Below are 11906 nucleotides of genomic sequence, written 5' to 3'. Positions count from 1 at the left end.
GCCATCGATGAGTTTCAGGACGAACTCGCCGGGCTTTTCTTGGTCGAGGCAGAGTTCAAATCATCGGAATCGATGGCGTCGTTTGTCGCGCCGGATTTTGCCGGGCCGGAGGTCACCGATGACGTTCGCTTCACCGGTGGTTCGCTCGTCGTGCACGGTCTTCCCCATGATCTTTCCAGCTTCTTGTAGCGAGAGTTGCTTGGCAGATCAGAGCATCCTTAAGGGCACTTCTATAAATGGCTCTCAAGCGAAGCGGGCCTCTCGATCATTGCGGCAACCGGCTGGAATCCAGAACCGTAGGTTGGGGTCCGAACCCCAACATCGCCATGCCGATCATCACGCTATGTTGGGGTTCGCACCCCAACCTACGCCGAGATGGCCATCCCGGGCATTCAGAAACGGATGTGTTGATTTATAGAAATGCCCTTAAGTGAGTGCCATGGGAGCTGCGCGAGCTTTTCTAGTCACTTTTACCTACGGGATTTGAATTTGTCGGAGGATTGGACAACACTCGGGCGCCTCACGATCCGAGAGTCAGAGCATGTCCCAGCTTCCTCCGATGAGCCGGCGCGCCTTTCTGCAAGGTGCGGCTTTGGCAGGTGCGATGAGTGCGCTGACATTCCGTCCGCTTATGGCAACTGCCGGTTCGACACCTGCATCAGCGACAGGCGGTGCAGGCCAGGCGCCGCTGTTTCCGCAGGCGCCGTTGATGCCGCAACCATTTGCGTTGCTGCCGGCCGGCTCGATCAAGCCCGGTGGCTGGCTGTTGCGGCAATTGCAGATCCAGGCAGGTGGTTTGGGTGGTCACCTGGACGAGTTCTGGCCCATCGTGGGGCCGGATAGCGGTTGGTCGGGTGGCACTGGCGAGTCGTGGGAAGACGGCCCGTATTTTCTCGATGGATTGGTTCCACTGGCGTGGCAATTGGATTCGCCAAAGCTCAAAGCCAAGGCGATGCGCTTTATCAACTGGACGCTGGATCATCCGTGGGACAACGGCATGTTCGGCCCCAGGAGCAACGATGACTGGTGGCCGCGGATGGTCATGCTGAAGGTGCTGACGCAGTACCACGAGTTGGCCGACGACCCGCGCGTGATGCCCTTGATGACGCGCTACTTTCACTATCAGTTGCAAGCCATGCCGGCGCGCCCCTTGCGCGATTGGGGGCGCATGCGCTGGCAGGACGAGCTGGTATCCGTGCTATGGCTCTACCAGCGCACGCGCGATCCCAAGCTGCTTGAGCTGGCGCAACTGCTCAGGCAACAAGGTTATGACTGGCAGGGTGCTTTTGCGCATTTTCGATTCACGCAGAAGGTGGATGCAGATGCGCTGCGCAAGCAGGCCGGCGGTGCGGATGCCTTCATGGAAGACCTTGGGTTGCAAGTACACGGCGTCAATAATGCGCAGGCGTTGAAGGCGTCGCCGGTGTGGTCGATCGTATCCGGCAGTGCGGGCGATCGCGATGCGGTCCATCGCCAGTTGCAGATGCTCGATACGTATCACGGCTTGCCCAATGGCATGTTTTCCGCCGACGAACATCTGGCCGGCCGCAGCCCATCGCAAGGCACGGAGCTGTGCACCGTGGTCGAGACCATGTATTCGCTGGAGCTGGCATTGGCCATTACCGGAGATACCGCGCTGGGCGATCGTCTGGAACGTATCGCTTTCAACGCGCTGCCTGCTGCACTGACCGATGACATGTGGGCGCACCAATACAACCAGCAGCCCAATCAGGTGGAATGCAGCCTGCATCGCCAGCCATGGACCAGCGACGGTCCGGAATCGAACCTGTTTGGACTTGAGCCCAATTTCCGTTGCTGCACGGCAAATTTTCACCAAGGCTGGCCCAAGTTCACCAACAGCTTATGGATGGCTACGGCGGATGGCGGCCTGGCTGCGATGAGCTACGCGCCGTGCACGGTCCATACGATGGTGCGCGACGTGCCGGTAGTGGTTGAACAAGCTAGCGATTATCCCTTCCGGCAAACCGTGAGCATCACTATCAGGCCGCAGCGCGCATTGGCATTCCCATTGCGTCTGCGCGTGCCGGCGTGGTCGCAAGACACGCGTATCGCGGTCAATGGTAAAACGATCAAGGCGGCTGCGGGCTTTACGACCATCGAGCGCACCTGGGCGCCAGGCGATGTCATTGAAGTAGTGTTCGATGCAGCGGTAAAAACCGAACGTGGTTATAACGACGCTCTCAGCTTCACTCGCGGCGCCCTGGTTTATGCGTTGCCGATCAAGGAGAACTGGGTTGTCTGGCGCAAGCGCGGTCCGACCAACGACTGGCAGGTTTATCCCGGCTCGCGCTGGAATCTGGGCATTGAGCCGGATGTGGCTGTTGCCGTGAGTGAGCATCCCATCGGCGAGAAGCCTTTTGCGGGCACCACGCCCGCGGTGCAATTGGCGCTGCAAGGACGTTACGTGCCGGCGTGGAAGGCGGAGGAGGGCAATGCAGAGCCGGTGCCGGCCAAGGCGGAGCCGTCTGCCGACGAAGCGGCGCAGACCATCACGCTGGTGCCTTACGCTGGGGCGAAATTGCGCATTACCGCATTTCCGTCGCTCGGTTGAAGGAATGCTTCCGGACGCAGCGCAACACCCATCTCGCACGTAGCACGGTTGGGGTGAGGCGAAGCCGAACCCCAACATCGGCGTGCTGCAGACATCCATGTTGGGGTTCGCGTACGCTCACCCCAACCGACGCCGCTTCGTTCTCCCGTCGAGCCGCTTCGCACCAGCGAAGCGGCTCGACGGGATGACTTGAAAAAATCGCATGAACAACGGAATAGATGGCTGCGAATATGTTTAAACCCGTGAGCATAGACACCAAGCGCCTTCGTCTTCGCCCGCTTCGGCAAGAGGACGCGTCCGTCTTTTTTGAAGTGTGGTCTGATCCTGAAGCGATGCGCTATTTCTCGTTTCTGCCGATGCAGGATATCGGGCAGGCGCAAGCCCGCGTTGCAGACAAATTGCAGTCCTTGAATGATGGCAGCAGCGTCACCTGCGTTATCGAACTGGCGGATACGGGGAAAGTGCTTGGCGATTGCGCGCTATTCAATGGCGTCGCCCACTCCCAGCGCGCTGAAATCGGCTTCTGTCTCGGCCGGAAGTTCTGGGGCAACGGCTACATGGTCGAAGCTGCCAGCGCCTTGATTGAGCACGGTTTCAAAAACGTCGGCTTGCGTCGGATCGAGGCGGACGTTGATCCGCGCAACCTATCCTCGATCCAGTTGCTCGAACGCTTGGGATTTAGACGTGAAGGCCATTTACGCGAGCGGTGGATCATCGGTGGCGAGGTCATGGACACCGCTTTATATGGCCTGCTCCGTAGTGATTGGCTACCGAACCGGAACCAAGCCACATAGTCCGTGTCACAACCAGGCGCACTCAATCAGGAGACCACGATGGCAATCTCCGGTCGAGACGCCAACGTAGACTCACTTCGCATCTCGGTGGTTGGCCCGCCATCTGAGATATGCACTACGAGTACTACGTTGACGCCAAATGTCAGTCTGGAGCTAAGCGCCTCTTCTTGGTCTGCAGGATTTCATCTCAGCACGAAGATCTTCTTGAGTTTCCACCTATGTCGACTGGACCCCATCACTGCGCGTGCCAGTCGTAGGCCTCGCCGTTGGTCACGAAGCGGGCGCTGTCATCGGCAAGGTTGACGACATTGATCTGATGCGTGAGAACCACGGTCGCAGGCGGGGTGGTGGTTTCGATGTTGCAGTTGGCCAGGAGCCGCGCGCCATCCGGCGACACGCGCACCGGTTGCCACGACAAAAATACGTTCGGGTACAGGGGAACACACGGTGAGGTTACTTTGCGCACACCCGATCCGTCAGTCTTCACGGCGAAGATCTCTTCATCCTGAGGCGAAGATGATATGGGGGATGAGGTCACGAAGGCCTGGCTGCCGTCCGGCGAGATCAGCGCCTGGCCATTAGGCAGAAACGGGTACAAGTTGCTGGGATCGACAATCGCGACTGTCTGGCCCGTCAGCATGTTCTTCGCACACCACACACCACTAATATTCCCGTTGCTCGCCGCATTGCAGGGGCCGGGCTCGTTCGGGTTCTTGAGCATGGCATAGAGCACCTCATGGCCGTCGTACGAGAGATCACCGACGCCACCTCCCGTATAGGGCTCTTGGACATTCGCTTGGATCAAGGTTGCGGCACCGGTAGTGGTATTGATCAGGTAGATATCCGCTTCCGAGGTGTAAATGTGATCGGCATGCACCGCATAGACCAGCAGGCGGCTTCCATCACCCGACCAGCGGATAGCTTCGAGTGCGCAATAATTCCAGCGATCGGCGCACCAGAGTGTGTGATCGTTGGTGCCGTTCGAATTCATCAGGCGTACGCACGCGGGGTGCCTGCCAAACTGATCGTCAGGCACATTCGCATAGGCAATCTGATCGTTACCGGCGGGTCCCCAGCTGACGGAACCGTAGCTTGGACTGGGACTTGCGCTCGGCGGTTGCAGGTCATCGGGACCATAAAAGATCGGCGATGTGCGCGCACCATTGGCGTTTATGAGGACGTATTTGCCGTGATATTGCGTCCCGGTGTAGTGGGGGAGTGTGGATTGCGCCGGAAGGAGCACGCTGTATGTCCCGGCCGGATTGAAGGCATTCGTCAGCCATAAACCCATGTAGTTCCCGATGCCGGGCATGTCGAACTCGCCTGTGGTGTACGGCGTGAGCTGTCGCTCATTCAGGCCATCGTCGCCGATGCTGAAGATCGCCGAACTGACAGGCGTATTGACTCCGCCGACCGTGCCGTTCACGGTGCGCCAGAAAAGAACCGTGCCGGGCGATGCTTGCGCGGAAGCGGCCAATGGATGGGCCGCGAACGCGGCAACGAACAGGCAGACAAGCGCCGCGAGGGCGCGGTTACGCGAGAGAAGTTGCATGACACTCTCCTTCGGCCATTGCGGCCGCCATGTCACAAACGCGGATGACCGACGCACCGTCCCCCGCGACACCTGACGCAACGTCGGACGATGCATTCTAGGCTCGCAACCGCATGTGATCCGTGAACTCCTGGCACCTCGTTGGCGCTCATGTTATTTGCAGCGGCAAAAGATTCGGTGACCTGCGCGGACGGGGTAATCGAGCGCCCGTCGGTGGTATTCATTCGCAACCGGCATCGCAGATGACTCGTCGATGTGTTGTGCGGTTTCTATTTAGATGCGTGCAGCGACCGTCATGAAGGCGCGTAAGCAACCCATCCCTTGAGCGTGAAGGCTGCGAAGAACAATTCAATCGACTGAAAGCCCGCTTGGTGTAGCAGCGCGACTTCCTGCCTGCCCGCAAACCTATCGCTTGCTTACTCGTGACGGAGCGCACCCACGATGATGCCGCGGGAGTCAAGCACAAAGCTCACGTCTTCTGTGCCATTTTCATGGCGAACAAGGTATTTGTCCCATCCCTGGGGATTAACTCCAACGAACTCATGCGATGTAATCGGGCCAAGCTTGCCCAAGGTGGCTTCGGTCGCTGAACGCTGCGCACGCATGGCCTGAGCCAATTCAGGGCTCAGGCGTGGCGAGCCTGCATTTCCAGAGAGCAATATCTGCAAAATCTGTTCGCTGTCTGGATAGGGCTGCTGGGCGCTCACCCTTTTTTCCAGTGTGCTCTGGAGGCGCTGCGCGGTAGCGGCGTCGATGCGTGCTGCGCTGACGTGGTGCCCGTTCTGATAGAACTCCATGCTGGCGACCTGTCCTTGCGCAGTCACCACGAAATCCATATGTGCATCGACAACTTTGTAGAAGAACGCCGTATCGCTGCTCGGATAGATCGGAAAGAACGGTTGCCCGGTGAGCTGGGCCTCAAGCTGCGATCCATCCAGCTTCACCGTCATCACTGCATACGGGCCGAATTGATAGATGCCGACATACTTGGCCAACACGGCCGGGCTCACGCTCGCCTCGTGCTTCACGGGCACATCGCCCGCACCCGGCGGCGTCACCTGTGCGGCAAATGCCGCCATAGCTATCGATACACCCATCATGGCAAGCGCCGACAGGCGCGCCCATTTCCTTGGTTTCAGCAACATGATTTTGATCCTCTGTTCGAGAAATGATCCGGACTCCGACATGGCAGCCACGGCGCCGATGTAACGGGATTGGTTCTGGCCGACTTGAATCAGGGTTTCGCAGTACTCCGCCATATCTCGGCCAGCACGCAGAACGCGCGCATCGCAATCCACTTCGATGGCGCGGCGCAGCCGATGAAATTGCCACCACAGCGGCAGGTTCCAAGGCATGACCACCAACAGGCACAGCGCGACAGTGAGCATCTGCGGATCGCGTGCATCCAGATGGGACTGCTCATGGGCGAGCACGAATTGTTGGCGCTCGGCCGATTCGTCCAGCAGCCAGGCCGGTACGACGATGCGTGGGTGCAGCAAGCCGACCACGGCGGGCCCGACATCCGGCGCGATCAGCAAAGGCGTGCCGCAAAGGAAGCCCTGCATCCAGCGACGCTTGCGCCAATAGAGCAGGCAACCGCTAAGCGTTAATCCCGCCAGCACGGCGAGGGAGATTGCCAGCCACAGACGGTGAAAAAGAACGTCGAGCCAATGGGCCTTTGCGGCGGTATCCGGCATGCCAAGGTCAAGCATCGCCAAAGGCACGTGTACCGACGTCATATCGCGCAGCGCAACCGGTTTATCGCTGGTCGCCGGTTTGATCAGATCAGGCATGTGCACCGTGACATTGGGAATGATCAGCGGCAGCAGCAGCGAGGCGATAATCGTGGTTATCCAGATCCATCGCCGCGATGTGCCACGCTGTTTTGCGGCGTATTCGGCCACCAGCGCAGCGATGCTCAGCAAGACGCCGACGATCACTACATAGCTGATTATGGCCAACATCACGGCTTGTCCTTGCCGGATGGATTCGCCAGTAGTTGCCGCATGCGCTTGATCTGCTCCGGCGTCAATTTCTGGTCGGACACCAGATGCGAAAAGAGCAGCTCTGCCGAGCCCTTGAATAGTTTGTCGGTCAGGTGCTGCAGGGCGCTTTTACGTGCGGCCTGCTGCTTCACGCTGGCGAAATAACGATGCCCACGGCCTTCTTCGTCATGCCCGACATAGCCTTTCGCTTCCAGCGTGCGCAGTACGGTCAGTACGGTGGTATAGGCGAGCGGATCGCTCAGGCGCTCGCGTACTTCGGAGACGATGGAGGGACCGTAATCCCACAACACCTGCATGACATCGGCTTCGCGGTCGGTAAGCGAAATCTTCATGGAAGGGCACCAATCTACTAGGAGCTTAGTAGATTCTAGGCCGATCCTGTCCGCTGTCAACTAGGTATTTAGTAGTTGCCCGGAACCTTGGCTTTGTGAATAAGCGCGGTAGCGGCGAATGCTCGCGCGGAACCGACTCGACCCGACTCGACCCACGTTATCGCGGACCGAGCAAGGCGGAGAGCCGATCAGGCGTACCTGCGATGCGCTCTAGATGCGGATAGCGCAATGGACCTTGATAGTCGATCACGGCATCACGCTTCTCGCCATTGATACTGACGCGCAGCTGCAAGGGTTTTATTGCGGACGTCTGGACAGCGTTTGTAAATGCCGTTACGGAGAAGGGTTGCCCATTCACGTCGATCACGCGCGAGCCAGGTGACAAGCCTGCGCGGAACGCTGGCCCGTTCCATCGAACGGATTGCACTTCGCCATCCGTATCCACCTGCAAGCCAATCGAATCGTCGAGATTGATGACACCGGCTTCCTTTTCATCCTGAAGGAAGGTTTCGGTGGGAACGTCGCTGTACGTGAGTTTCCATCCTGCGCGGGCAAGCCCGGCAATCGCATCACTGGCTTGATGGCTGCTGAGATGCCGATTGAGGAAACCTGCCCAATCATCGGGAACGATCGCGTTCAATGCATTGCAGACATCCTGGAAGGTATAGGTGCGTGTTTGATTTTTGTCGACGTTGAAAAAGAGCTGCGCGAAATCATCCAAACCTCGTTTGCCATGGCTCAGCTCACGCAGTCGCGCATCGACATCCAGCCAAAGCAATACGCCTTCGGGATAGTAGTCTTCCCGGCGTTGCCAATCGCGCCATGCCACGTGATGCCCGGCCATATAGATGGCGTCGTTGGTGCTGTCCTGCAGATTTTTCCAGCTTCGGCCGTCGCGATCGGCAACGATACTGGCGTCCAGCGCCAGCTTGTCCAAGGTTTGCTGGCGATCGCGCAAGCCTGATCGGGCGGCCAGCACGCGACCCCAAAATTCGGTCTGGCCTTCATACACCCACAGCAGCGAGCCCATCACAGGCTGATTGAAAGTAGGCGACCATAAATCCGCGGGTTGGCGCCATCGACCGTTCCATGCGTGGACAAATTCGTGAGCGATCAGGTCGAGATTGTTGAGCTGTTGCGCCGGGTTGCTGAAGTACGCGGCGGGAAGATTGTTTTCGCCTTCCTCCAGGTGTTCGATACCGCCACCACCACCATCGGGCGACAGCACGTCGCTCAAGGTAACGATGGTGTCGTAATGGCGATACGGCGGCGTGCCGAATATCGTCAGACCCTGAGAAATAAGCGCTCTCATGTGCGCGATTTCATCCGGGGTCATGGCGAGGTCTTTCGGTGCGTCGGCCAATAGATCCAACCGCGCCGGTCTGGCAGTGTTTTCGTTGAGCATGACCTGACGCGTATATCTGCCGGCATAAAACGGGGCGTCAACCAATTGCTCAAGCGTTACCGTATCGAACCTGAGCGTGTCGCCGTCGACGTCCCGGAAGGCAAGCGCAGTGAAAGCGATGAGTCCGCGCGGCAACGTCAGCGTAGCGGTCACCGGGATATCCCGCACGTACCAGCCGGCTGGATAGAGCAAGACACGCTGCCAGGGCACATTGATCATTGTCGGCCGCAACAGGTGGCTCTTGGCGGGCGCGAGAAACTGGAAATCCAGTGCTATCGATCTGGCTCCGTTCGGTACGTTGATGTGGAAGGCATGCATATCCACCGGGTCCCGCATCCACTGCGCACGTACTCCGTCGACCTGTACCAGCAAACCGGCCAGCTCGGCGGCGCCGGCGGTCGGCGCGTGGCTTGCCGTTTCCCATTCCGGGTAGAGCAACACGGTGTCACCGGCTTTTTGAACGGGAATGGTTTCGTGTACCGAAAAAATCTGATGGTCGGTATCGGTGGCATTGACCGCCAATGCGATGGCGTCTTTGAAGGGCTTGTCTTGCGGGATGGGCAAAGCGGGCGGTGGCGGTGTGGCCATGGGGCCTACTCCCACTTGCGCCGCGCCTGTTTTTGTTGCCGAGATGGTTATTAAAGCCATCAATCCAAGGCGTAATAGCGGGGCATGTTTAAGTTTGAAAACGTTACGGATTTGGAGGATGGGTTTTGAAGCCGTGTCCATTTTTCGCGTCTCTTTTGTTATTTGGACGGTGTGCAGAGGCGGGACAATATATCCCTTTCGGCGCATTGCACTAACGTTCTATGCGGGGCATTGCGAGCCCTTTCGCTGAAGGCATGGCAAATCAACATTATTGCCAGCATATTCGATGCTGCCGATTCGCATGGATGGCGACTATCAAACATTGGACGAGTCTTGTCCGTCTGTCCGCCCGAATGTCCGCGGACACTCACCTGACCGCAACGTCATATACATGGCCTTGATGCGTATGCCTTTTTTGGTCTCCTTTTGCATGGCATGCAGTTTGCTGCTTCCTGTCGCCAGCCCATGGCGTCAACGCCCCACGCGCACGCATCGATCAAGCGGAGGAAGGAGAGGGATGTTCGGTTATTACCTGTTATTGGCGCTTCAAAGCCTGAAGCGCAACCGGGTTCTCACGGGCTTGATGGTGCTGGCGATCGCGGTGGGTATCGGCGCGAGCATGACCACGCTTACGGTGATGCACATTCTTTCCGGCGATCCGCTGCCTGGGCGCAGTGCACACATCTTCTATCCGCAGGTGGATCCCGATCCCAACGATGGCGATGACCATGAGCCTCGCGACGTCATGGATTTTCATTCCGCCATCGATCTCTGGTCGGCCAAGCGTGCGGATCGGCAGGCGCTCATTGCCAAAGGCGACATTCGCGTCAAGGCCCCCGATGCGGATATCCCGGCGCTGAAACTACGGCTGCTGGCGACGACGGCAGATTTCTTCCCGATGTTCGACGTTCCGTTCCTATACGGGCAAGCGTGGGGTGCCGCGGATGACGAGCGCCGGACGAGGGTGGTGGTGATTTCCGATGACTTGAACCGGAAACTTTTCGGCGGCGCCAACAGTGTCGGCCGCACGTTGCGCGTACGCGACAGCGATCTGCGCATCGTGGGCGTGCTCAAGCCGTGGCGCCCCTCGCCGCTGTTTTATGACGTGGCCGGCGGGCGCTTTTCGGAAGGCGATACGGCGGACTTCTACGTGAAGCCCGAAGACATCATGATCCCGTTCTCCACCGGGCAAGACATCAATCGCAATCATTTCGAGCAATTCACATGCTGGCGCACTCCTGATCTGACTGGCAACCAGCAGAATTTCCCATGTTTATGGGTGAGTCTATGGGTGCAATTGAATGACGCATCCAAAGTAGCTGCGTATCGGCGCTTTGTGGCTGACTACGCCGCCCAGCAAATGGCGCTTGGACGTTTCAATCATGCCGGCAATACCCGCATGCGAAGCCTGATGGCGTGGCTGGATTTCAACCACGTGGTGCCGAGCGACGTGCGCTTGCAGACATGGCTGGCGTTCGCGTTTCTGGTCATCTGCCTGTTCAACACGGTGGGATTGTTGTTGGCCAAGTTCCTGCATCGCGGCGGCGAAATCGGCGTGCGGCGGGCGCTCGGCGCGACGCGCGCAGCCGTCTTCATGCAATGCCTGGTGGAGGCCTCCGTCGTCGGTCTGGTGGGTGGTTTGGGTGGATGGCTATTGACCTTGCTGGGCTTATGGATCGTGCGCCGGCAACCGACGGTGTATGCGGATCTGGTGCACCTGGATTTCTCCATGTTCATGCTGACGTTCGCCGCGGCGATTGCGGCAACGCTGCTCGCCGGATTGCTGCCGGCGTTCCGAGCCAGCCGCGTGGCGCCGGCCCTGCAGCTGAAGACGCTATAAGGAGCGGATCATGCATATGGCACCGATACTTTCCGCCCTTCGCCGCCACCGCCTCGCCACGTTGCTTATCGCGCTGGAAATCGCCCTGGCGTGCGCCGTGTTGTGCAATGCGTGTTTTCTCATCGCCAACCGTCTCGGGCAGATGCACATCCAAAGCGGGGTGGATGAAGCCTCGCTTGCGCAGATCAAGCTCGATTGCGATGACTGCAATGAGGTCGATCTCAACGCACGCGTGCTGTCGGCGCTCGGTCGGATTCCAGGCGTGCAATCGGTCAGTGTGATCAACGCGGTGCCGTTCGGCGAACACGCGGGTACCGCGGGCATTCATCTGGACGCAGCCAACCGAAAGCCAGGTGGCGTGGTGGATTTCTATGTCGGCGGCCCCGGCAGCTTCAAGGCGTTGGGGCTCGATCTTGTCGCAGGCGACATGCCTAAAGCGGATGACTATCGTGCGTTGAATGATTTTGCTCCGGCGGACGCGCCCGTGTGGATAACGCGTGCTTTGGCCGCGCATCTATGGCCTGGCGAAGATCCGCTTGGCCACGAATTCTGGATGGACAGGTATCACTATCGTGTCGCCGGCATGGTGGCGCATCTCGCGCGGCCCGGTGGCGGCGAGGGCGGCCCGGCGACGCGGGAGTGGTCAGTGTTTGTACCCGGCGTCCCGGGCAAGCATCTAGGGATGCTCTGATCTATTCCATGCACCCGGCATGACGTCCAGAAGGCCCGCAGGGTGTGTTGCGTGGCGCAGGGCAGACTGGCCGTCTGTTCAAGCCGCGCGGCGCAGCCTGCGGGCCTTCTGGACGTCACCCCATCG

8 protein-coding genes and 2 pseudogenes are annotated in these 11906 nt (G+C 59.0%); 5 read left to right on the top strand and 5 right to left on the bottom strand.

Features of this window, described 5'->3' with window-relative positions; all coding sequences use genetic code 11:
- The 3 genes and pseudogenes from VJR68_RS01080 to VJR68_RS01070 form a co-directional block, all read left to right on the top strand.
- Positions 1-189: pseudogene (locus VJR68_RS01080) on the top strand (hypothetical protein); the annotation flags it as partial.
- A 352-nt stretch (positions 190-541) separates the two neighbouring features.
- Complete coding sequence (locus VJR68_RS01075) at positions 542-2572, top strand: beta-L-arabinofuranosidase domain-containing protein (RefSeq protein WP_324145697.1); 2031 nt, start codon at positions 542-544, stop codon at positions 2570-2572.
- A gap of 230 nt (positions 2573-2802) precedes the next feature.
- Positions 2803-3366: a GNAT family protein gene (locus tag VJR68_RS01070; RefSeq protein WP_324145696.1), complete on the top strand. Its 564-nt coding sequence runs from the start codon at positions 2803-2805 to the stop codon at positions 3364-3366.
- Between the two features lie 235 nt (positions 3367-3601).
- On the opposite strand, the gene VJR68_RS01065 is transcribed toward VJR68_RS01070, so the two are convergent.
- From VJR68_RS01065 to VJR68_RS01045, 5 genes and pseudogenes are all read right to left on the bottom strand, one after another.
- Positions 3602-4918 (bottom strand): hypothetical protein, encoded by a 1317-nt coding sequence (locus tag VJR68_RS01065; RefSeq protein WP_324145695.1) that lies wholly within the window; start codon positions 4916-4918, stop codon positions 3602-3604.
- 293 nt (positions 4919-5211) lie between these two features.
- Positions 5212-5319: pseudogene (locus VJR68_RS01060) on the bottom strand (methyltransferase); the annotation flags it as partial.
- 15 nt (positions 5320-5334) lie between these two features.
- Positions 5335-6882: a M56 family metallopeptidase gene (locus tag VJR68_RS01055; protein WP_324145694.1), complete on the bottom strand. Its 1548-nt coding sequence runs from the start codon at positions 6880-6882 to the stop codon at positions 5335-5337.
- On the bottom strand, positions 6882-7256 hold the full coding sequence (locus VJR68_RS01050; RefSeq protein ID WP_324145693.1) for a BlaI/MecI/CopY family transcriptional regulator: 375 nt from the start codon (positions 7254-7256) through the stop codon (positions 6882-6884). Before VJR68_RS01050 ends, VJR68_RS01055 begins: the two co-directional genes overlap by 1 nt.
- 157 nt (positions 7257-7413) lie before the next feature.
- Complete coding sequence (locus tag VJR68_RS01045; RefSeq protein WP_324145692.1) at positions 7414-9249, bottom strand: M61 family peptidase; 1836 nt, start codon at positions 9247-9249, stop codon at positions 7414-7416.
- 517 nt (positions 9250-9766) lie between these two features.
- On the opposite strand from VJR68_RS01045, the gene VJR68_RS01040 reads away from it, so the two are divergent.
- Both VJR68_RS01040 and VJR68_RS01035 read left to right on the top strand, forming a co-directional pair.
- Positions 9767-11089: an ABC transporter permease gene (locus VJR68_RS01040; RefSeq protein WP_324145691.1), complete on the top strand. Its 1323-nt coding sequence runs from the start codon at positions 9767-9769 to the stop codon at positions 11087-11089.
- A 10-nt stretch (positions 11090-11099) separates the two neighbouring features.
- Positions 11100-11780 carry a hypothetical protein gene (locus tag VJR68_RS01035; protein ID WP_324145690.1) on the top strand — a complete coding sequence of 227 codons (681 nt, stop codon included), beginning with the start codon at positions 11100-11102 and terminating at the stop codon, positions 11778-11780.
- Positions 11781-11906: the final 126 nt, after the last annotated feature.

Source organism: Dyella sp., assembly GCF_035277725.1.
In the GTDB taxonomy this organism is placed as follows: Bacteria; Pseudomonadota; Gammaproteobacteria; order Xanthomonadales; family Rhodanobacteraceae; genus Dyella_B.
The sequence above is the reverse complement of the archived record's forward strand: the minus strand, read 5'-3'. Positions and strand labels throughout refer to the sequence as shown.